General features: G+C 50.1%; 19 protein-coding genes. 15 read left to right on the forward strand and 4 right to left on the reverse strand.

What is annotated here, in order from left to right:
• The first annotated feature begins 411 nt into the window (after nucleotides 1-411).
• Nucleotides 412-2214 carry a sensor domain-containing diguanylate cyclase gene (locus tag ACNA6I_RS00615; RefSeq protein ID WP_048007446.1) on the forward strand — a complete coding sequence of 601 codons (1803 nt, stop codon included), beginning with the start codon at nucleotides 412-414 and terminating at the stop codon, nucleotides 2212-2214.
• 232 nt (nucleotides 2215-2446) lie between these two features.
• The gene (gene megL / locus ACNA6I_RS00620; RefSeq protein WP_416312774.1) at nucleotides 2447-3634 is read left to right on the forward strand and encodes a methionine gamma-lyase; all 1188 of its coding nucleotides are present in this window, start codon (nucleotides 2447-2449) and stop codon (nucleotides 3632-3634) included.
• Between the two features lie 45 nt (nucleotides 3635-3679).
• Here the strand turns inward: megL and ACNA6I_RS00625 are convergent, their stop codons facing one another.
• Entirely contained in the window at nucleotides 3680-4165 is a 486-nt protein-coding gene (locus tag ACNA6I_RS00625) for a GAF domain-containing protein (protein WP_048007448.1), read from the reverse strand.
• Nucleotides 4166-4406: 241 nt separating this feature from the next.
• On the opposite strand from ACNA6I_RS00625, the gene refZ reads away from it, so the two are divergent.
• Complete coding sequence (refZ, locus tag ACNA6I_RS00630) at nucleotides 4407-5051, forward strand: forespore capture DNA-binding protein RefZ (RefSeq protein WP_048007449.1); 645 nt, start codon at nucleotides 4407-4409, stop codon at nucleotides 5049-5051.
• A 3-nt stretch (nucleotides 5052-5054) separates the two neighbouring features.
• Here the strand turns inward: refZ and hisJ are convergent, their stop codons facing one another.
• Nucleotides 5055-5852, reverse strand: coding sequence for a histidinol-phosphatase HisJ (gene hisJ / locus ACNA6I_RS00635; RefSeq protein WP_416312775.1), 798 nt, complete (start codon nucleotides 5850-5852; stop codon nucleotides 5055-5057).
• A gap of 219 nt (nucleotides 5853-6071) precedes the next feature.
• Here hisJ and ezrA point away from each other — a divergent pair, with 219 nt between their 5' ends.
• Nucleotides 6072-7763 (forward strand): septation ring formation regulator EzrA, encoded by a 1692-nt coding sequence (gene ezrA, locus ACNA6I_RS00640; protein WP_249931506.1) that lies wholly within the window; start codon nucleotides 6072-6074, stop codon nucleotides 7761-7763.
• 194 nt (nucleotides 7764-7957) lie between these two features.
• Here ezrA and brnQ read toward each other — a convergent pair whose 3' ends face one another.
• Nucleotides 7958-9295: a branched-chain amino acid transport system II carrier protein gene (gene brnQ / locus ACNA6I_RS00645; RefSeq protein ID WP_048007452.1), complete on the reverse strand. Its 1338-nt coding sequence runs from the start codon at nucleotides 9293-9295 to the stop codon at nucleotides 7958-7960.
• A 283-nt stretch (nucleotides 9296-9578) separates the two neighbouring features.
• Here brnQ and ACNA6I_RS00650 point away from each other — a divergent pair, with 283 nt between their 5' ends.
• The 6 genes from ACNA6I_RS00650 to rarD all read left to right on the forward strand — a co-directional run bounded on the left by ACNA6I_RS00650 (nucleotide 9579) and on the right by rarD (nucleotide 16659).
• A complete protein-coding gene (locus tag ACNA6I_RS00650; RefSeq protein WP_416312776.1) occupies nucleotides 9579-10730 on the forward strand; it encodes a cysteine desulfurase family protein in 1152 nt (383 codons plus the stop codon).
• Nucleotides 10727-11932: a tRNA uracil 4-sulfurtransferase ThiI gene (gene thiI / locus ACNA6I_RS00655; protein WP_416312777.1), complete on the forward strand. Its 1206-nt coding sequence runs from the start codon at nucleotides 10727-10729 to the stop codon at nucleotides 11930-11932. The genes ACNA6I_RS00650 and thiI overlap by 4 nt, the downstream gene beginning before the upstream one ends.
• A 90-nt stretch (nucleotides 11933-12022) precedes the next feature.
• The gene (locus tag ACNA6I_RS00660; protein ID WP_048007455.1) at nucleotides 12023-12226 is read left to right on the forward strand and encodes an alpha/beta-type small acid-soluble spore protein; all 204 of its coding nucleotides are present in this window, start codon (nucleotides 12023-12025) and stop codon (nucleotides 12224-12226) included.
• Between the two features lie 133 nt (nucleotides 12227-12359).
• Nucleotides 12360-13940 carry an acyl-CoA synthetase MbcS gene (gene mbcS, locus ACNA6I_RS00665; RefSeq protein ID WP_159129925.1) on the forward strand — a complete coding sequence of 527 codons (1581 nt, stop codon included), beginning with the start codon at nucleotides 12360-12362 and terminating at the stop codon, nucleotides 13938-13940.
• A 130-nt stretch (nucleotides 13941-14070) separates the two neighbouring features.
• Nucleotides 14071-15672 (forward strand): amidohydrolase, encoded by a 1602-nt coding sequence (locus ACNA6I_RS00670; RefSeq protein ID WP_048007457.1) that lies wholly within the window; start codon nucleotides 14071-14073, stop codon nucleotides 15670-15672.
• 72 nt (nucleotides 15673-15744) lie between these two features.
• Nucleotides 15745-16659, forward strand: a complete 915-nt coding sequence (gene rarD, locus ACNA6I_RS00675; RefSeq protein ID WP_370295258.1) for an EamA family transporter RarD — start codon at nucleotides 15745-15747, stop codon at nucleotides 16657-16659.
• A 67-nt stretch (nucleotides 16660-16726) separates the two neighbouring features.
• On the opposite strand, the gene ACNA6I_RS00680 is transcribed toward rarD, so the two are convergent.
• Nucleotides 16727-17524, reverse strand: coding sequence for an NAD kinase (locus ACNA6I_RS00680; protein ID WP_416312778.1), 798 nt, complete (start codon nucleotides 17522-17524; stop codon nucleotides 16727-16729).
• A gap of 152 nt (nucleotides 17525-17676) precedes the next feature.
• Between ACNA6I_RS00680 and sppA the strand changes: the two genes are divergently transcribed.
• From sppA to tpx, 5 genes are all read left to right on the forward strand, one after another.
• Nucleotides 17677-18684 carry a signal peptide peptidase SppA gene (gene sppA, locus ACNA6I_RS00685; protein WP_048007460.1) on the forward strand — a complete coding sequence of 336 codons (1008 nt, stop codon included), beginning with the start codon at nucleotides 17677-17679 and terminating at the stop codon, nucleotides 18682-18684.
• Between the two features lie 62 nt (nucleotides 18685-18746).
• Entirely contained in the window at nucleotides 18747-19229 is a 483-nt protein-coding gene (locus ACNA6I_RS00690; RefSeq protein ID WP_370295264.1) for an RDD family protein, read from the forward strand.
• Nucleotides 19230-19452: 223 nt separating this feature from the next.
• Complete coding sequence (locus ACNA6I_RS00695) at nucleotides 19453-20163, forward strand: DUF2953 domain-containing protein (protein WP_048007461.1); 711 nt, start codon at nucleotides 19453-19455, stop codon at nucleotides 20161-20163.
• A 15-nt stretch (nucleotides 20164-20178) separates the two neighbouring features.
• The gene (gene ytfJ / locus ACNA6I_RS00700; protein WP_048007462.1) at nucleotides 20179-20634 is read left to right on the forward strand and encodes a GerW family sporulation protein; all 456 of its coding nucleotides are present in this window, start codon (nucleotides 20179-20181) and stop codon (nucleotides 20632-20634) included.
• A 129-nt stretch (nucleotides 20635-20763) separates the two neighbouring features.
• Nucleotides 20764-21264 (forward strand): thiol peroxidase, encoded by a 501-nt coding sequence (gene tpx, locus ACNA6I_RS00705; RefSeq protein ID WP_048007463.1) that lies wholly within the window; start codon nucleotides 20764-20766, stop codon nucleotides 21262-21264.
• Nucleotides 21265-21310 lie beyond the last annotated feature (46 nt).

Consider the following 21310-nt stretch of genomic DNA (forward strand, 5'->3'; position numbering starts at 1 on the left):
GAGGAACAAAATACGGTCATAAGGGACTTCACTGAAGCTGCATTATTTTACACAAAGAATATTATATGATGCGGAGTGCCAGAAGTCAAGGAGGGATTTGGACCTATCCAAAAACCCATCATACCTGAAGATCAATCTAGTCCATAAGTCACTTACTATGCTATAATGACGTTTATAGAAAAGTACGAACGTCGTCCACAAAGGGGAAGATGGTAAAGCATCTTCCGATCGGCCCCTTCGTTTTCGGAGAGGCTAATGGGTATTGTTTTCTGATTTTTTAGTTATCTGATGCCTGGAAGTGTGCCTGGCGGCGGAGTAAGGGATCAAGGGCCGCCAGCGTCGTTGCCATTGCCACTACCGGCTGTTGCAGCTGTTGTATAAGACAAACCTTTGGTGTGGGTGAGGGGAAAAATGACTGACAATGAAGTAATATTAACGTATAAATCGAATCTTTTCGACTTGATCTATGATGGGGAACCATCCACTTATATAGAAGGATGGCTCAGAATCATGAAAGAGTCCTGGGACTGCAAGAAAGTATATCTGTATATCCATTCGGATGACGCCTATCTATTATATGGTTCCGGGGAGACAGGGGACGTTCCCCCCTCGATCCGGGAAGAGGAAATCCGGTATCTGGATCCTTTCTTGATTCGCTATGAAGGGGCACATGAGGGAATCCTTGAGGGGTTCGCGTTTGCTGACCATCAGGGTAGCGGCAGCTCGCTGCTCTTTTGGAGCGGTGGTGAAGAAGTGGAGCCCGCCCAGCTGAAGCAGATATGGGAGGTGAGCAATCGCTTCCTGCTTCATACCCGTGCGATTCAGACGGTGCATGAAGATGAACGCAGATACAGGGAACTATTCAACGTGACGGAGATTTTCCACTCCACCCGGGATGTAAGGAAGCTCCTTGCTGTGACGATGGAGACCCTGAAGCGCGTTTTCCCCCAGGATGTATTCACGTTGCTCCTGGCGAACGATCCCGTTGGGAATGAAGCCCATTCGATCCGTCATTTTGATTTGGACAAAGCGAATGAGGCCTCCATGCATGTATTTGTCAGCGGGGAAATGAAATGCTGGGGTGAGCAGGTCCTCTATGCACCCCTGAAAGGGACTCAAGGGATCTATGGGGTACTCGAAGTGAAGCTCAATCCTGTATCGGTGCTGACCGATCATAAAATCGAATTTGTAAGGCTCCTTGCTTATACGGCGGGAAGCGCCCTCGAGAATGCCAAACTTTACGAACAATCCAGGAAAGTCATTTCCGATCTTCAGCTGATCAACGAGACCTCCCACCAGTTGAACTTGAACCTGAGGATGTCCGACACCCTCCAGTTTTTGAGGAAGCAGGTGGAGAGATCCTTCCAGACGGAACATATCGGCTTTGTCCTTTTCGAGGACGGAGCCGTGACAGTCGCGGAGGAGAGCTCGGATCTGTTCGGGCTTCCCTCCGGAAAGCAGTATGTGGAATTTGTGCAGGAGAGGATGAAGCAAAGCAGGGAAGCCATCTTCATCGGCGAGATGAACGAACAGGTGAGTGATGGAGAACCCTTTTCTTCCCTGATGGCGGTTCCGATGCTGCATGATGGAAGCCTCCTTGGCTTCTGCCTCGTCCTTCACCGGGAGGCCTATCGCTTCTCATTCGATATGTATAAGCTGTTTCAATCCTTCATCCATCATTCCACCCTTGCCATCACGAATGCAAGGCTTCGGGAGAAATTGGAGGAGCTGGTCATCACCGATCAGATGACCAATCTTTATGCCAGGGCCTATCTTGGAGAAAAGATGGATGCGTCCATGGAACAGGATGACCACGGCACCCTGCTTCTTGTCGATATCGATGATTTCAAATCCGTCAATGACCGGTTCGGTCACCAGGTTGGTGATGAAGTGCTCGTCCAGGTGGCGGATCTGATGAAGGAAGTGGTGGGTGAAAGCGGATATGTTGCCCGGTGGGGCGGCGAAGAACTGGCCGTCTATCTTCCTTGTGTCGGACAATCGATTGGTGCTTTGATCGGAAGGGCCCTTGTCGAAGGGATCTCCGAAAAGACCTCCCCCAGGGTGACCCTTTCTTGCGGAGTGGCCTCGTGGCATCGCAAACGTTCTGCGGTCACGGTGGAGAAGCTCGTGAAGCGGGCGGATGAAGCACTTTATATTGCCAAGAATAATGGCAAGAACCAAGTGGTCCTTGAAGATCGAACCACGTATGCATAGTACCCGCCGGAACTCCGGCGGGCTTTTTCGTATGTGTGAGGTGTATCGCTGACGGAGCAGTAGGGGGAAGGACATCTTGGTAAGCCCTGGGTACGGTGGGATCATTCCGGCAGGGACGGTCAGGGGTCAAAATCAGGGCGAGATGCTTCCTTTAACACATTAATGTAAACGCTTTCTTTTTAATGTGTTTTCGCATATTCTAGAAGTATAGACAGAGGAGGGATAGAGAGAAATGAAAGAACGCAAACGATTTGAGACCAGGGTCATTCATGAAGGTTATTCTTCGGTGGAGCATTCGGACAGCCTTGCTCCGCCGCTTTATCAGACATCCACCTATACATTCCAAACAGCAAAGCAGGGGGAAAGGCGCTTTGCAGGGGATGAGGAAGGATATATATATTCAAGACTCGGGAATCCGACGGTTTCGATTCTCGAGGAGCGGATGGCTTCCTTGGAGGGAGGAGAAGCGGCGCTTGCATTCGGTTCAGGGATGGCGGCGGTTTCGGCTGTGCTGTTTTCATTGACGAAGGCAGGCGACCATATCGTGTGCTCGCAAGGGGTATATGGGTGTACGTTCGGTCTTTTGGAGCTGATGGAAGAGAAATTTGGGATAAGCCATGATTTTTCCCCGATGGACACGGAGGAGGAAATCCGCTCGAAGCTCACGGACCGGACGACATGCATCTACGTAGAGACGCCGATCAACCCAACGATGCAGCTTATCGATTTGGAGCTTGTTTCAACAATTGCAAAGGAAAAAGGAATTCCGGTGGTGGTGGACAATACCTTTTGCTCGCCGTACCTTCAGCGTCCCCTTGAATTTGGCTGTGATCTGGTCATCCACAGCGCCACCAAATATATAGGGGGTCATGGGGATGTGATAGCAGGAATCGTCGTGGGGAATCAGGAACGGATGTCAACGATCCGCATGACCACCCAAAAGGATATCGGCGGCATCATCTCCCCCTTCGATGCGTGGCTCCTGCTGCGGGGATTGAAGACCCTGGCTGTGAGGATGGACCGCCACTGTGAGAGTGCTTCAAAAGTGGCGGAGCAACTTAAGCACCATCCACTGGTGGAAACGGTCATCTTCCCGGGGCAGGTGGAACATCCACAGCATCACATCATGACCAAGCAGATGAAAAAGCCGGGTGGGATGATTTCGTTTACCATCAAGGGAGGAAAGGAAGACGCGCAGAAGCTCATGGATGAGCTGAAGATGATCAAAATAGCCGTGAGCCTCGGTGATGCCGAATCCCTCATCCAGCATCCGGCAACGATGACGCACGCCGTGGTACCGGAAGAAATGCGCATGAAGATGGGGATCACCGATACGCTCCTCAGGCTTTCGGTAGGGCTGGAAGCCTATGAAGATATCTGGGAGGACCTTGAGAACGCACTGAATCGGATTGGGAAATAAAAAAAGGAGGGCAGCCGGATCGGCTCCCTCCTTTTTTCTATCCTATCAAACGTGACGCACAAGCTCTTCCACAAAGCGTTCAAGATAATGTTGATCTTCTTCGTCGAATCGGGCTTTTTCAGGGCTGTCGATATCGAGGACGCCGATCAGCTTGTCACCCTTCACGATCGGCACGACAATCTCTGATTGTGAAGCAGCATCGCAGGCAATATGGCCGGGAAATGCATGGACATCCTCGACAAGCATCGTCTTCCGTTCCGATGCAGCCGTGCCGCAAACGCCTTTGCCCAGTGGGATGCGCACACATGCCGGCAGCCCCTGGAACGGCCCCAGGACGAGTTCATTGCTTTCTTCTTCATAGAGATAGAAGCCGACCCAATTGGTGCGGTCGAGGAATTGATTCAACAGCGCAGAAGCGTTGCTGAGGTTCGCGATGACATTTGGCTCTCCTTCAAGCAGCGCACTCAGCTGCTTGGTGACGAGTGTGTACCCTTTATCTTTTGAATCCTCATATTTTTCTACTTTAAACAACACAAACTCCCCCTATTCTACACAAATTGATCCGTCAACACCCTGTTTCCCCTTTACCCGATGGATTATGTCGATAAGTAAAAGGAGGGAATCGGCCGCGATGGACGAATACATGTTGTAACGCTGCAGGTCCCCCGAACGGGAACCTCACGAACGTATTGAATCAGTTTTAGCATATTTCCAAGAAATCTTCAATCCATTCCGTTCTCTTCCGGCCAATCAAACGAAACGAGGGATTCGAATGAAGAAGCTCATAAGTACAAAAGACGCGATTTTTGCTGCTGCTGTTTCATTATTCAATGACCATGGATTCGATGGAACGTCTGTCAGGGATATCGCCGGCAAGGCCGATGTCAACCCGGCGACGATCTCCTATTATTTTAAAGGGAAACAGGGGCTTCTTGAAGCCTGCTTCACGCACTTCTTTGAACCCTATCTCCGCTTTTTGGAGGAGGAGGCAGCGGCCCTCCCGTACATCGATGCAGAAGTGTGCCTGAAACGTGCCGTCTACAAACTCCTGAAGTTTCAGAGTGAGAACCATCAGCTTACCCGGTTCATCTGGAGGGAAGTGTCCATCGACTCCCAGGTCGTAAGGGAAATCATCGCTTCCTATCTGATGAAGGAGCGCTTCTACTTGAAGTGCCTGTTTGAAAAGGGGATGATGGATCACTCTTTCAAGAAGCAGCCGGTGAATTTCCTCATCATTCAGCTGAAGTCGATGCTGACCTTCCCGTTTCTCAACAGCCAACAGCTGAGGGAGGTATGGCAGCTTTTTCCCCAGGAATTCTATTTTGTGGACCATTACTATCAGCAGATCGATCAGTGGATCAGGCTGATGCTCGTAGAACAAAGGAACGAACCGTTTGAAAAAGAGATGCTCGTCTGAGATTCAGAGGAACGTCATCCGGCTCCTTCCTTGATCAAGGCCGCTGACCGTATGGGCATCAGATCCGTATACGATGGGGATTCCCATTCCATATGCCTGCCGGATGACCGGTTCGGGCGGATAGGATTCGCCGCAGTGCGGCTTGATTATACCGGCCCCGTTATAATCAAGTTCCATTCCGTTAGTGAGAATGGCCTGCAGGATGCCTGAAATATCCTTGGAAAAGGATCGGGTCGTCGGGTAGAGCTTCTGGAATTTGTTCGCGAGTGTCATATGACCGATCCGCTTCGGTTTATAGGGACCTAGGTCCGAATGGATGGATGAAAGGACGGCTCTGTAATACTCTTCATGGACCGCATCCACTCCGCCGTATGCTTCCGTCATCCTGCCGAAGATCTCCTCACTATAGTCCAGGCAGTACCAAACCCCGTCTTTCTTCAAGAAGTGAACGGAGAGGATGCAGTCGTCGAGGGATGGACCGTACTTCTCCAGCAGCTCTTTTGTCCCTGCTTCATATCCCTCAATATAATCCACCTCGAGGCCAGCAAAAATCACGATGCGGTCACCATATTTCCGTTTTAAACGGTGGATTTCATTCAGATAGTCTTCCATCTGCCCGACATGCATAGCGCTGTCCCTTTCCGGCGCAGGATCGATGAAGTCCTTGGGAAGGGGAGCGTGCTCTGTGAACGTGGCGTGGGTGTATCCGAGTGTGATGAGTCTTTCGACATATTCTTCCATGGCATCCTTGCTTCCGTGCGGACAGAATGGGGTATGGATATGACCATCCCGTTTGAACATGGACAAGCCTCCTATTCCTTAATCGGCTAAGATTTTGCCCGTCATATGGCGAAAAATCGTCCATTCGACGGAAAAACTGCCGATTATGACTTTTTATCGAGTAAAATTCGAATTTAATAGTCAAAAAATGTCGTTAACATGGTATCATTATAGCAATGAGATAAATTTTACGAAACTTAACTTTAGATAAATGTTACTGAATAGTTGAACAGGGGGCTTATGATGCAGTACATCATCGGTGGAATACTACTAGTATTGATTGTCTTCCTGACGGGATTCTTTGTCAGGAAGAAATATTATGCAGAGGTCGATCGCTACGAATCCTGGAAGATCGATATCATGAATCGTCCTGTCTCGGATGAACTTTCCAAAGTCAAACAACTGAACATGACCGGGCAGACCGAGGAATTATTCGAACGCTGGAGACAGGGTTGGGATGAGATCGTAGCCGTGCAGCTCCCTGAAGTGGAAGAACTTCTATTCGATGCAGAGGAGCATACGGATAAGTTCCGGTTCAACAAAACAAAAGCCACCCTTTCCCGTATCCATGAGATCCTCACCGGTACCGAAGCAAAGATCGAGACGATCCTGAAGGAACTCGATGAACTGATCGGCAGTGAGGAGAAGAACAGGGAAGAGATCCAGACGCTTCAGGAAGAATACCGCAAAAGCAAGAAGCAGCTTCTCGCTTATCGCCATACATATGGTTCCACGGCTAAACCGATCGAAACCATCCTGGATGAGATGGGCAAGCAGATCGAACGATTCGAGGAATTGACCGAACAGGGGAACTATATCGAAGCACGTGAGATGGTCCTCGGACTCTCTGAGAAAATGAGGGAAACCGCCTATAAGATGGAGGCCATCCCGAAACTGCTCACAGAGTGTGAAAACGTCCTGCCGGTCCAGATTTCGGAGCTTGAAGCAGGATATGAGGGGATGAAGGAAGAAGGGTATATCCTTGATCACGTGGAGGTCGAAGAGAAGGCCGCCGCATTGAAGGCATCCCTTGCCTCCCACGTCACCGACCTCGGGGAACTGAAGGTGGAAGGCGTGGAAGACGGCCTGAAGGAAATGAAGGAAACGATTGAATCGTTCTACGATATCCTGGAAAAGGAAGTACACGCCAAGCATTTCATCGGGCAGTACAAAGATGCCACGACGGAGAGTCTCATCAAGGCCAAGGAAGAGAATGAAGACATCCAGGCGGAGCTCAGGATTGTCCAGCAGGCGTACCATCTGCGGGACGAAGCACTCACGATCCCCAAGGATCTGGAACACAAGATCATCCAGCTTTCCAAACGACATGAACAGATCATGAAGAAGGAAGAAGGGCAGGGTGCCCCGTACTCCAATCTGAGTGATGAACTGAAGGATATCCGGAGCAGTCTGGACGAACTGAACAGGGAGCAGGAAGAATTCAATCTTTATCTTCAAACGATGAGGAAAGATGAGCTTGCCACCAGGGAAAAAATCCAGGAGCTGAAGAAAAAGGTGGCTGAAGCCAGCCGCATGATTTCCAAAAGCAACGCGCCGGGGCTCCCGCAAGGATACAAAGATCTTCTTGATGAAGTCCATAATAAAATCGAGCAGGTGAATGTCAGTCTCACAGAGAAACCGCTGAATATGAAATTTGTTCAGGAAACATTGCTTGCAGCAGAAGACACCGTGGACCATTTCTATAAGAAGACCGATGAACTCATCGAAGATGTCATCCTCTCTGAACGGGTGATCCAGTACGGGAATCGCTACCGCAGCCGCTATTCATCCGTCCATGACGGCCTCAGGAACGCCGAGGAAGCATTCAGGCAGTATGAATACCGGAGGGCGCTGGAAGAAGCGGCCACCACCTTGGAAAAGGTGGAGCCGGGTGCGCTGAAGAAGATCGAGAAGATGCTTGAAACGAAATAAAAGAAGCAGTCCCCCTTCACCGTGAATACGGGCGAGGGGGCTGCTTTTTTTTATGCTGTCTACATAAGACTCATTCATGGGTTCGTAACGGTCGGATTGCGGGATATAAGAGGGACAATACGATACTCACAGGTGCCTCCTCAAACACCAGCAAAAAGCCCGCCCCGATGATGCCGGGGCGGGCCGTGTCACGATTACGCTTGAATCAATCGTTTGCTCGTTCCGATAATCAATGAGATCAAGAAGCCGATCAAGGCCCCGAAGATTGCCGGGGTGATCCAGCCGATCCCTTCTGCGTAGAGGGGAAGGAAGGCGAGCCAGTCCCTGACGGCTGTCACTTCGATTCCGGCTTCTTTCAGGCCGTCGAACAAACTGACGAAGGCGGTCAATGTCAGCGCCGTGATATACACGGGACGATACCCTCTGAACAGATTGTGGAAGAACGAAAGAATGATCAATACGATAGCCATTGGATAAATGAAGATCAGCACCGGTACCGATATGGAAATCAGCTGCGTCAATCCGATGTTGGAAATGATCATACTGAACAATGAAATGATGAACACCAAAGCTTTGTAAGGGATCGGAAGCAGTTTGGAAAAATACTGCGCACTCGCCGATACCAGTCCGATCGATGTCGTCAGACAGGCAAAAAGGATGGCCAGGCCAAGGACGATGATCCCGAACGACCCCAGCAGTTCTTCGGATGCTGCGGCAAGGAGTGCGCCGCCATTTGCCTGTTGCCCAATGGCATCGGTCCCACTTGCCCCGATATAGCTGAGGGACAGGTAGACGAGGGCAAGACCTGTAGCCGCAATCACGCCGGCTTTCATGGTGATGGCCGAAATACTGGCCTTGGAGGTGATTCCATGGTCTTTAATGGAGTTGATGACCACGATTCCGAAGACGAGTGCCGCAATGGTATCCATTGTCAGATACCCTTCGATGAATCCTTTGAAAAGCGGACCGTTCTGATAGGCTTCCATTGGTGTACCAAGTTTCCCCATCGGCGTGACGATACTCTTTACGACAAGGACGGCAAGGATGATCAGTAGTGAAGGAGTCAAAATCTTCCCGATCCGGTCGACCAGCTTGGACGGATTCAGACTGAGCCAAGCGGTCAAGGAGAAGAAGATGAGCGAGAAGATGATCATCGGCATCCGGCTATCGGTCAATCCTTCCGGTAAGAACGGCAGAACGCTTATTTCATAGGTCACCGTCCCGGTCCGTGGTATTCCAAAGAAGGGACCGATGGCTAAATATAGGATGACGGTGAAGGCGACGCCGAAAACGGGATGTACCCTGCTCGCAAGGGACTGAAGGTCGCCGCCGGATTTGGCAATTGCGATGACGCCCAGAAGAGGAAGCCCCACCCCTGTTATCAAGAATCCCAGGATGGCCGTCCATACGTGATCACCGGCCTGCTGGCCTAAAAATGGAGGGAATATCATATTCCCGGCTCCGAAAAAGAGTGCGAACAGCATCAAGCCTATTGCCATTACACCACTAAATGGAAGCGCTTTCTTATTCATATACTTTCCTCCGTTTCATTCATGCTTGTTGATTGTGTTGGTAAGAAGGGATAAGTGCGTTCAATAACGAAATAATCAAACAATTTAGTATATTCAAATAGTATGACCTGTCACTTACTTACATGATTCTCGCAAAAATTCAGTTATATTTCAATGAATAAATTTGGAAAGTATATTAAAAATTCATGAACAATAAAAAAGTGTGCTTCTTATTTGGGAATCCTTGCAGGTATGGTAAGATTAAAAATTGAAATGTGAGCCAATCCATAAGCAGGTGAGATAGTTGATCTATTTAGATAATAGTGCCACAACGAAACCATATAAAGAAGTACTCGACACGTTCATGAAGGTGAACGAAACGCTGTATGCAAATCCATCTTCGATCCATTCGTTCGGTGGGAAGGCGGATGACCTCATCAAACGTTCACGGGAGCAGGTAGCGGACCTCCTTGGCGTTGAAGGATCAGAAGTCTTCTTCACATCGGGAGGGACCGAGTCGAATAATCTGGCCGTCAAGGGGACGGCCATGCAATACAAGAACCGGGGGAGGCATATCATCACCTCCCGCATCGAACATCCCTCCGTGAAAAAGGCTGTAGAAGACCTTGAAGCGTTCGGGTTCCGCATCACCTATGTGGGCGTTGATGAGGACGGACGGGTTGATCCCCGGGAAATCGCGGCTGCGCTCACGGATGATACCATCCTCGTCAGTATCATGCATGTCAATAACGAGGTCGGGACGATCCAGCCGATCCGGGAAATTGGTGCATTGCTCAATGAGCGACCGAAAACCCTGTTCCATGTGGATGCCGTACAGGCATGCGGGAAAATACCGTTGGATCTGCACGCTGCGGGAGTGGACATGTGCAGCCTTTCCTCCCATAAGATTCACGGAATCAAGGGAACGGGAGTCCTCTATGTCCGGAGCGGGGTGCGTCTTTCCCCCCTACTATCCGGTGGCGAACAGGAAGGCAGCCTTAGGAGCGGGACCGAAAACACAGGGGGGATCGCGGCCTTTGCCAAGGCTCTTCGCATGCATTTGAAGGAAAGGGAAGAATCCCTTCCGCACATGGAGGAAATCAAAGGCTATTTAAGAAAAGGGTTATCCAAACTCCCCTATGTGACGGTCCATACGCCTGAAATGAACTCAGCTCCCCATATCCTGAACTTCTCCATCGAAGGGTTCAAGGGGGAAGTGATGGTCCATTCACTCGATCGGCACGGGATTTATCTTTCCACCACGAGTGCCTGTTCATCCAGACAGCATAAACCGAGCGAAACGCTCCTTGCCATGGGCGTATCGGACGTGCGCGCCAACAGCTCCCTCAGGTTGAGCCTGTCCTTCCATACGACCATGCAGGAAGCACGGACGTTCCTGGAAACACTGGAGAGGGAAATCCAGTCATTAACAAAAACGATGAGGAGATCACGATGAAGTATAATCGAATTCTAGTTAGATACGGTGAAATTTCTACTAAAGGAAGAAATCGCAAGAAATTCACGTCCCAACTGAGGGAAAATATCCTGGAGGCCCTGAAGGATCAGCCTTCCATATCAGTCAATGCAAGCAGGGATCGCCTTCACATCCTGCTTGGGGAAGCGGACGGGGATGACGTGATCACAAGGCTATCCTCGATCTTCGGCATCCAGTCATTCAGCCCGGTTGTCATGACGGGCAGGGATGTGGATGAAATGATGGAAGCGGGCCTCTCCCTTGTGAAAAAAAGCTTTGAACCCGGAAAGACGTTCAAGGTATCGGCAAGACGGGGAGATAAGACCTTCCACCTTGATACGAACGAATTGAACTATCAGATCGGGTCGTACATCCTGAAAAATATGGAGGACTTGACCGTCGATGTCCGTAATCCCGATATTAAACTGAATGTGGAAGTAAGGAAGGAAGGGGTTTACCTTTCATCCGAAATCTACCCGGGTGCGACAGGCATGCCGGTGGGGGCGAGTGGAAAGGCGATGCTCATGCTTTCAGGGGGCATTGATAGCCCAGTTGCCGGTTATCTGACGATGAAACGTGGCGTGGAGATCGATGCCGTCCATTTCCACAGCCCCCCTTTCACCAGTGAAAGGGCAAAGCAGAAGGTCATCGATCTTTCGAAAAAGCTGTCGGCGTTCAGCGGGAAGGTGAATCTGCATATTGTCCCGTTCACGGAAATCCAGCAGCTGATTCATGATCAAGTGCCTGAAAATTACACCATGACCTCAACACGGAGAATGATGCTCAGGATCACAGACATGATCAGGGAAAAACACGAAGGGCTTGCCATCGTGACGGGTGAAAGTCTAGGGCAGGTAGCCAGTCAGACACTCGAGAGCATGCAGGCGATCAACGATGTGACGAATACCCCTGTCCTTCGACCGTTGATTGCCATGGATAAACTGGAAATCATCGAGATTGCCCAGAAGATCGATACGCATGATATCTCGATCCTTCCATATGAAGACTGCTGTACGATCTTTACGCCTCCTGCTCCGAAAACCAGACCGAAGCGTGAAAAGGTCCAGTACTACGAAAGCTTTGTCAACTTCGATGAGCTCATCCGCGAAGCGGTCGAAAAAACGGAAATCATGCAGATCGACGGTTCTTCCCATAAGGAAGAAAGCTTCGACGACCTTCTCTGAGTTAGGAACATTTACCAAAGACATCCCTTGCATGAAGCCATGTGTTTTCGCACATTCTATACTCAACAAGCAACGAGGAGGTGAAAACACATGGCAAACAACAGAAGTTCTAACCAACTAGTAGCTCCTGGAGCTCAACAAGCTATCGACCAAATGAAATACGAAATCGCTTCTGAATTCGGAGTTCAACTTGGTGGAGATGCAACTGCCCGCGCTAACGGTTCAGTAGGTGGTGAAATCACTAAGCGTTTGGTTCAAATGGCTGAACAACAAATCGGCGGTTACCAAAAATAATTGAATACAATGGCTACAATGGAGCGGGCATTGCCCCGCTCCTTTCTTTTTGGTATCAGTAAAAAGAATATTTAAAAAAGTTAAAACATTTTGTATAATGGAGTGGGCCGTGTAAAAAAAAGGGGGAACCACGATGAAAAGGGAAGAACTTATAGCACCGGAAACATACAATCTGGTAGAGGAAGTCGAACGCTTCGCTGCAAAAGATGGAGCGAAAGCCCTCCTGTGGATGGACGAACAAGGAAACGAAAAGCAGATCAGCTATTATGATCTGATTAAAGTGGCGAATAAATATGGAAACGTTTTCATTGAAGAGGGATTTACAAAAGGCGATGTGCTTCTCGTCATGGTGCCAAGGTTGATCGAAGCGTATGCTGTTTATCTTGCTGCCTTGAAAGCTGGTCTGGTGGTGATCCCGAGCTCGGAAATGTTAAGGGCGAAAGATCTCGGATACCGCATCGATCACGGGGATGTAAAAGGGATTGTTGCGTATTCCCCGTTTATCAGTCAGTTTGAAGGCGTTGAAGGTATAAAGGATGTAAAGAGATTTGTTGTCGGCGGGGGGCAGGAAGGCTGGATAGATCTTGAAGAAGAAGCCAAAAGCGCTTCGGATGAGCTTCGTTTCGCTGATACACGCCGTGATGACATGGCATTTCTTTCCTATACATCAGGGACGACTGGTAATCCCAAAGGGGTCGTACATACACACGGCTGGGCCTACGCCCATCTGAAGACCGCTGCAAAGGAATGGTTGGGTATCGAGGAAGGGGATGTCGTATGGGCCACGGCGGGGCCAGGTTGGCAAAAATGGATCTGGAGCCCGTTCCTTTCCGTGCTTGGGTCCGGAGCGACAGGGCTCGTTTATCAGGGGAAATTCGAGCCGCATACCTATTTGAAGATCCTTCAAGATCATCGGGTGAACGTCCTCTGCTGTACCCCAACGGAATACAGGCTGATGGCGAAGGTGGATGACCTCGGTTCCTATCATCTTGATTCCCTTCACAGTGCGGTGTCAGCCGGTGAACCGTTGAATCGGGAAGTCATCGACGCGTTCCAGAAGCATTTTGACGTCCTCGTGAGGGATGGTTACGGGCAGACGGAAAATACCCTTCTTGTCGGGGTAACCAAGGGAATGGAACTGCGTCCCGGATCAATGGGGAAACCGACGCCTGGGAACCGGGTTGAAATCATCGATGAATTCGGGAAGCCGTGTGAAACCGGGGAAGTGGGAGACATTGCCGTTCACCTTGAGACCCCGGCCCTTTTCAAGAACTACTACAAAGATCCCGAAAGGACGGCCATGCAATTCCGCGGAGATTACTACATCACCGGGGATAAAGCCAAACGGGATGAAGATGGGTACTTCTGGTTCGAGGGGAGGAGCGATGACATCATCATTTCTTCAGGATACACGATCGGGCCATTTGAAGTGGAAGACGCCCTGGTGAAGCACCCTTCCGTGAAGGAATGCGCCGTGGTCGGGAGCCCTGATGAGATCAGGGGGCTGGTCGTCAAGGCTTTCATCGTCCTGAGAGACGATGTGGACCAGGAAGATTCGGCTCTCATCCCTTCCCTTCAGGAACATGTCAAAGAACTGACGGCTCCTTACAAGTATCCACGAAAGATTCAATTCGTCGACGAATTGCCGAAGACGACTTCAGGCAAGATCAGGAGGATCGAACTCCGACAAAAAGAGCTCGCCGCACAAAACTGAGGAGCCAAAAAAGGGAGTCCATAGCGGCTTCTTTTTTTCGTCATCATGAGCGAATGTCAGTTCTTTCTGATTTTTGCACTTTTATGGTACAGTAGATACAGAATTTTTTGGAAAGAAGGGAACAACCACGATGGGAACATTATGGACGAACGGAACAATCTACACGATGCAGGCAGAAGGTCAGACTGTCGAGGCGGTATGGACGGAAGATGGCAAAGTGAAGGCCCTTGGCAGCGAAGCTGCCCTAAGGGAGCGATATCCAGTGGACCGGAATATGGACCTTGAAGGCAAGATCATGTTCCCGGGGTTTGTGGACAGCCACATGCATCTCATCGGACATGGAGAGACATTGATGAGGCTGGACCTTTCCGAGATGACCAGCAAGGAACAGGTACTGAAGGCAGTGAAGGAAAAGTCCGCCCATACCCCGGAAGGAGACTGGATCATCGGGGAAGGGTGGAATGAAAATCTTTGGGAGGATCCAAGCGTCATCACCAAAGATGAAATCGATCAAGTAGCAGCCGGACACCCTGTGCTCCTGAAACGGATATGCCGCCATGCGATCGTCGTCAACACATTGGCCCTTGAAAAAGCAGGCATCACCGACGCATCGGAAGATCCCGAAGGGGGACTGATCGACCGATACGAGGATGGACGTGTCAATGGAGTGCTGAAGGATACGGCACAGGATATCGTGACGGGGATCCTGCCTGCCATTTCACTGGCGTATCTTGAAGAAGCGCTCGCAAAAGGGGTTCAAAGCTGCTGGGAAAACGGCCTTACAGGCGGTCACACAGAAGATTTGAGTTATTACGGAGATTTTAACAAAACGTATCAGGCGTTTGTGAATACGCTCGGCAATGGCGCTAAGAAGTTCAGGGCCCATCTCCTCGTCCATCATGCCGTCATCGAAGACTGGCATGATGAAGGGCATCAATTCCTCGAGGGAGGACCTTATGTGGAATTCGGAGCCATGAAGATCTTTGCCGATGGCGCCCTTGGCGGGAGGACGGCACTCCTCAGCCATCCGTACGCCGATGATGAAAGCACCAGCGGAGTGAGCATCCATACGGAGGAAAACTTGCAGGCCCTCGTAGCGAAGGCAAGATCCTATGATTTACCGATCGCCGTCCATACAATCGGGGATCAGGCGTTTGAACAGGTAGTGGATGCCATCACGAAAGAGCCTACGGTGAAGGGGAGGCGCGATCGATTGATCCATGCCCAGATCCTCCGCCAAGAATTGATCGAGAAGATCAAGGGACTGGATTTGATCCTGGACATCCAACCCCGTTTTGTCGCATCTGATTTTCCGTGGGTGATCGACCGGATCGGAAAAGACCGTATGAAGTATAACTATGCATGGAAGACGCTCCTTGAAGAAGGAATCCACTGCGCAGGCGGGTCGGATGCCCCGATCGAGCCGGTTAATCCCCTTCTCGGTATCCATGCGGCTGTAACACGGACCAATCCCGTTGATCCCGATCATACTGTTTATGGACCCGAGCAGGTATTGAGCATGTATGAAGGTATTTCCCTATTTACAAAAGGCAGTGCATTCGCGTGTCACCACGAAGCCGACCGCGGTCTCATCAAGGAAGGCTATGATGCAGACTTCACGATTTTAAGCGAAGATCCCTTCACTGGTGGCCCCGAAGTGCTCCTGAAACAAGTGGTGGCGATGACCGTCGTCGATGAGGACATCGTCTTTGACAGAGATAGGAAAAAATAATGATTGCCCCTGGTCACCCCCATGGCTATAATGGAGTTATTTCGGTCATTGAAATAGTCTGGGGGTAACAAAATGAAGTCAAGTCAGACGGGGATTGCGTATACCGCGTTGTCGTATCTATTATGGGGGATCCTCCCGATCTATTGGAAGTGGCTCGGGGATGTCCCAGCCGATGAAATCCTGGCAAATCGCATCTTCTGGGCATTCTGGTTCATGCTGCTGTTCCTCTTGGTCACAAGAAGGTTCAAAGGGTTCACGGCCTATCTGAAAACGTCGTTGACGAAGAAGAAGCAGGTTCTTGCGCTCCTTGTCGCTTCTTTATTGATCAGTGTGAACTGGTTCATCTACATATGGGCCGTCAATACAGATCAGATGGTGGAAGCAAGCCTCGGTTACTATATCAATCCCCTGGTGAGCATTCTATTGGGGGTCTTCATCCTCAAGGAGAAGCTCTCCAAAGCACAGGTCCTGTCATTCGGTTTAGCCGCGGCGGGCGTGCTCGTCCTCACGTTGTCCTACGGGGATTTCCCATGGATCGCGTTCGGGCTGGCGTTTTCGTTCGGCTTATATGGGCTGGCCAAAAAGCTGATACAAGTTGAATCATCTATTGGCCTGACCTTGGAAACCATGACGATTGCGCCCGTTTCGATCATTTATCTCCTGTTCTTGTACCAGGATGGGTCATTGGCACTCTTCCATACTGGTACAGGGACGGACCTGCTCCTGATCGGGGCAGGTGCGGCGACGGCGATCCCGCTCTTGTTCTTCTCACGCGGGGCCCAGCAGATCCCCCTTTACATGGTGGGATTCCTGCAGTATATCGCCCCGACCATCACGTTGATCCTCGGCGTGTGGATGTATCATGAGCCGTTTTCAACTGTCCATGCCATTGCCTTTTGCTTCATCTGGCTCGCATTGGCGGTGTTGACGGCATCGCGGCTTCAGCTTGCCAGGAAAAGGCGTAAAGATGCCCGGCTGAGCGCATAGAAAAACCCGGAATGCCTGAAAGGGAGCGACCCTCCCTTCCGGCGTATCCGGGTTTTCTTTTATCCTCCTACAGGAATGAACGCTTCACCTTTTCCCAGAAAGAATTATCCTTCAGCTTGACGGTCTTGATGATGTTTCCGCTCAGCTTCGCCTCGATGGTTTCGACATGCTGGATGCCAAGGGCTTCATTGTCCATGCCCATGGCAGGATAATCATTCCCGTCCTGGACGATCTTCAGGACAAGTCGGCGTTCCTGGCTGAGGATGAAAGAAGAGCCCAATGTACGGTACCGGTTATTGTTCAGTGAAGCCATCTCACTCACCTGAAGACAGGGGATCATCGGATCCACGACCGCTCCATTGACGGATTTATTGTAGGCTGTGCTGCCCGTCGGAGTGGCAATGACCATTCCGTCTCCTCTGAACGTCTCAAAATGGTTGTCGTCGATGAATACGTCCATCACGAACGTCTTGATGATGCCGGACCGGATACTGAACTCATTCAGACACAGGAATGAGGTTTGATGATCCACGGTCACTTCGATGGTCGGGTACTTCCTGACCTCGATCTGTTCCTTGGTCATCGCCTCGATCATCTTGGACGTATCATCGATATGGAAATCACAGTACATGCTCAGCGTACCGCCGGTGGATATGCCGGTGTACAGGCAGTCCTGACGGAAACCGGTCTTCCTGACGGCCTGAAGGAACGTACCGTCGCCACCGATGCTCACGATGATACTCGCATCTTCGTGACGATTGACGATGGTGAAATCATAGCGGCGTGCGAGCTCATAGAGAGAATCCAGCTTCGCCCCGAGTGCTGCATCTTTTAGGTGATAGAAATAAATATTGCGACGATTCATGTGAAATGCCCCCTGTCGAAGTAGGTTAAGTTTTCCCATTTGATTAAAAATTTGCTAGAATCTTACTTAGTGAATATTCTACCATGTTTTATATGTAGAATGATAAAGATATCCTTACATAAGATAGGATGAGAAAGGGAGGATTATACAACATGAATGCAAAAAGATGGATTGCACTTGGAATCGCAGCCGGACTGTTCTTTGTCTCGGTCATCGTCAATTTCGCCACATCGGCAGTGAAGGGTGATTTCACAAGTGCCTGGGAAGATATCCTTAGCATGGACTCGACCCTGAACGAAGAAGTATTGGAAACCGGTTCGTCCGGAAATCGGATCGCCGTACTCGAAGTAAACGGAGTCATACAGGATACAGGAGGAGCGGGCTCGCTGTTCGAGAGTGCAGGCTATAACCATCAGTCATTCCTGGAGCAGCTCGACGCCGTTGAACAGGACGACTCGGTCAAAGGGATCATCCTGAAGGTGAACTCACCTGGTGGAGGAGTGGTGGAAAGCGCCCAGATCCACAAAAAGCTTGAAGAAATCAAAAAAGACACGAAGAAACCGATCTATGTGTCCATGGGAGGCACGGCCGCTTCAGGTGGTTACTACATATCTGCCCCTGCCACCAAGATCTTCGCCAGCAAGGAAACCCTCACCGGCTCCCTCGGGGTGATCATGCAGGGCATCAATTACTCGGAGCTTGCTGAGAAATACGGCGTCGACTTCGTGACGATCAAAAGTGGACCATACAAAGATATCATGAGCCCGACAAGGGAGATGACCGATGAAGAGCGGGATATCCTGCAGTCCATGATCGATAATTCCTATGAAGGATTCGTGGACGTCATCGCAAGCGGCCGTGACATGTCGGAAGAACAGGTGAAGAAAATCGCCGACGGCCGGATCTATGACGGACAGCAGGCGAAGGAAGTCAACCTCATCGATGAATTCGGTTATTACGAAGACACTGTTGAGGCCATGAAGAAGGATTACAAGCTGAAAGACGCAGAAGTCTTCCGTTATTCCTCAGGCGAATCCTTCGCAGGGCTCTTCAACATGGGAGCGAAGAAAATGATCGGAGGGGACATGGAAGCGACGGCCCTTGCCAAGATCCTCTCCCAACCGAATGCACCACGATTGATGTATCTATATTCTGAGTAAGGAGGGCTTGACCGATGAGTGACGTATATGAACAAGACGGCGTGCCCTTTCCTGAAAGGGAGATGTCGAAAGAAGAAACAACCGAACCCCGGCCCCCGGCCAAAGGATTTTTCCTGGCAGGTTTTTGGATCAGGTTCTGGGCCTACATCCTCGACCTGATTGTGATCGGAAGCGTAACACGCCTCCTTGTGACACCTGTATTCAAGCTGCTGGACATCCCGATGGGAAGCTCCATGTTCGCTCCATACACCATCCTGACGACCATCGTCTTCTATGCTTACTTCGTTCTCATGACGAAGTTCTTCCACCAGACACTCGGGAAGATGCTGTTCGGCGTGAGAGTGGTCGGAATCAACGGGCAGAAGCTCGACTGGGGAACCGTCCTCTTCAGGGAGCTGATCGGACGCTTTATCTCCGGCACTTTCTTCATCCTCTATGTGGTTGTCGCCTTCACCACGAAAAAGCAGGGGATCCATGATCTTTTCGCCGATACAACGGTCGTACAGGAGAAAAGAAAGCTGGAGTTCACACCGGTACAAACATGAATCAATGGAGAGCATCCGTCTGGATGCTCTCTTTTTTTGTGCAGACGGAAGTGAAATGCGCCGTGCCGTCGTTAAGGGGGGGGTATCGAACGACGCCTCCTGATTGCCCTTCACCCTTATGGGAGAGGGGGGACAGGTAAGGGGAGAAGGAAAATGGAAGGTTTGGAAGGTTTAAATCTTAATCGGAGAGGCGATAATGGGAAGTTGAAGGGGTGTGATGGATATGAGCTGGTGGGTATGGACCCTCCTGATCCTCGCTGCGTTGCTGCTGCTATTATTAGTAATCATTTTTATAACCAAACTGACCATTACCGTATCCCTCTATCACGGAAATGATAATGATCATTTCAAGGTGATGCTCAGGGCCTGGTATGGAATCCTTAAATATACGATCGACATCCCCATGGTGAAAGTCGATGATGATGGTCCCAATGTCGTCCTGGAAGAAAAGAAGAAGGCAGGGGATGCCGGCTCTTCCAGTAAGGAAAAAGAGGAAAAGAAAAAGGTGACCCCTTCTGAATTCATGAATAGCCTCAAAGATACGAAAACACTCCTCGTCCATGTACGGTCTCTGCACCGGATCATCCGGCATTTCATGAAGAAAGTAAAGATGGATGATGTCATCTGGCATACGAAGATCGGCACGGGTGATGCCGCTGCCACAGGATCCTTCACAGGGGCGATATGGGGGCTGAAAGGAAGCATCATCAGTCTCATGAGCGGGTACATAAGACTTCAGTCCATGCCGGATCTGCAGGTGGTGCCCGACTTTCAACAAGCGATCATCCAAACCAGATTTTCATGTATCATCCAATTTAGAATTGGGAATGCTATCCTCGTAGGTTTCAAGATACTTCGTTTTTGGAGGGGCGGCAGGGCAGCGTTCAAAACCAGGCCCTTGTCCACCATCTCAGGTGAAAAACATTCAGTATAATAAGGAGGAACTGGCATGAGTGAACATCCTATTGAAGGATTAATGACCACCGCCATGGAAAATCTGAAACAAATGATCGATGTGAATACGATCATCGGCGACCCAGTCGAAACACCGGACGGAAGCGTGATATTGACGGTATCGAAAGTCGGGTTCGGATTTGCTGCAGGCGGCAGTGAATTCATCATCGACGGCAAGGGTAAAGGCGGAGACAATGGAGACAAGCCACAGTCCGGTCCGAAGCAGCAACCTTTCGGAGGAGGAAGCGGTGGAGGGGTATCCATCACCCCGATCGCGTTTCTGATCGTCAGCTCAAGGGGCATCAAAATGCTTCATCTTGATGAAAATACCCACCTCCTTGATCGCCTTCTCGATCTTGCACCAGGTGCCATCGAAAAGATCCAAAGCATGCTGAAGAAAGACCATGATGGACACGGGCCCGATCACCATAAACAAAATGTAGACTTTTAAGCCATGGGGCGTGCAGATTCCTGCATGCCTCATTTCCTTTCCCAAAAGGGTAAGCCATAACAGTTGCGCACCTTCCCCCCTTTTCTGTACTATGAAGAAGTACAACCTATTTTAAAGGAGGAATACATAATGGCATCAATCACATTCAAAAACAATCCTGTCACACTCGTAGGCAGCGAAGTCAAAGCAGGGGATCAAGCACCTGACTTTACCGTATTGGCCAACGATCTGTCAGAAGTGACACTTCAGGATTCAAAAGGCAAGGTGCGTTTGATCTCTGTCGTTCCTTCCATCGACACAGGCGTTTGTGACGCCCAAACAAGAAAATTCAATGAAGAAGCAGTGAAATTCGACAATGTGGAAGTCCTTACCGTTTCCGTCGATCTACCTTTCGCACAAAAGCGCTGGTGCGGGGCCAACGGCATCGAGAATGTCCAAACCCTCTCTGACCACCGTGACCTGTCCTTCGGTGAAGCATACGGCGTATATATTAAGGAACTCCGTCTGTTGGCACGTGCCGTATTCGTCGTGAACAGCAACGATGAAGTGACTTACGCAGAATATGTAAGCGAAGCAACCGATCATCCTGACTATGAAGCGGCGATCGAAGCGGTTAAAAACGCAAAATAATGACATCAGATGCTGGCCCCGGCCAGCATCCTTTTTTGCCGCAAAA

Source organism: Rossellomorea sp. FS2, from assembly GCF_047915635.1.
Taxonomy (GTDB): Bacteria; Bacillota; Bacilli; order Bacillales; family Bacillaceae_B; genus Rossellomorea; species Rossellomorea marisflavi_A.

Excerpts from the sequence above, each read along its gene's own strand:
- ytfJ (WP_048007462.1), top strand. The coding sequence starts at position 20,179 with ATGAGTGAACATCCTATTGAAGGATTAATGACCACCGCCATGGAAAAT.
- mbcS (WP_159129925.1), top strand. The coding sequence starts at position 12,360 with ATGAAAAGGGAAGAACTTATAGCACCGGAAACATACAATCTGGTAGAG.
- ACNA6I_RS00690 (WP_370295264.1), top strand. The coding sequence starts at position 18,747 with ATGTCGAAAGAAGAAACAACCGAACCCCGGCCCCCGGCCAAAGGATTT.
- refZ (WP_048007449.1), top strand. The coding sequence starts at position 4,407 with ATGAAGAAGCTCATAAGTACAAAAGACGCGATTTTTGCTGCTGCTGTT.
- brnQ (WP_048007452.1), bottom strand. The coding sequence starts at position 9,295 with ATGAATAAGAAAGCGCTTCCATTTAGTGGTGTAATGGCAATAGGCTTG.
- ACNA6I_RS00670 (WP_048007457.1), top strand. The coding sequence starts at position 14,071 with ATGGGAACATTATGGACGAACGGAACAATCTACACGATGCAGGCAGAA.
- tpx (WP_048007463.1), top strand. The coding sequence starts at position 20,764 with ATGGCATCAATCACATTCAAAAACAATCCTGTCACACTCGTAGGCAGC.
- megL (WP_416312774.1), top strand. The coding sequence starts at position 2,447 with ATGAAAGAACGCAAACGATTTGAGACCAGGGTCATTCATGAAGGTTAT.
- hisJ (WP_416312775.1), bottom strand. The coding sequence starts at position 5,852 with ATGTTCAAACGGGATGGTCATATCCATACCCCATTCTGTCCGCACGGA.
- ACNA6I_RS00660 (WP_048007455.1), top strand. The coding sequence starts at position 12,023 with ATGGCAAACAACAGAAGTTCTAACCAACTAGTAGCTCCTGGAGCTCAA.
- ACNA6I_RS00695 (WP_048007461.1), top strand. The coding sequence starts at position 19,453 with ATGAGCTGGTGGGTATGGACCCTCCTGATCCTCGCTGCGTTGCTGCTG.
- ACNA6I_RS00615 (WP_048007446.1), top strand. The coding sequence starts at position 412 with ATGACTGACAATGAAGTAATATTAACGTATAAATCGAATCTTTTCGAC.
- thiI (WP_416312777.1), top strand. The coding sequence starts at position 10,727 with ATGAAGTATAATCGAATTCTAGTTAGATACGGTGAAATTTCTACTAAA.
- sppA (WP_048007460.1), top strand. The coding sequence starts at position 17,677 with ATGAATGCAAAAAGATGGATTGCACTTGGAATCGCAGCCGGACTGTTC.
- ACNA6I_RS00680 (WP_416312778.1), bottom strand. The coding sequence starts at position 17,524 with ATGAATCGTCGCAATATTTATTTCTATCACCTAAAAGATGCAGCACTC.
- rarD (WP_370295258.1), top strand. The coding sequence starts at position 15,745 with ATGAAGTCAAGTCAGACGGGGATTGCGTATACCGCGTTGTCGTATCTA.
- ezrA (WP_249931506.1), top strand. The coding sequence starts at position 6,072 with ATGATGCAGTACATCATCGGTGGAATACTACTAGTATTGATTGTCTTC.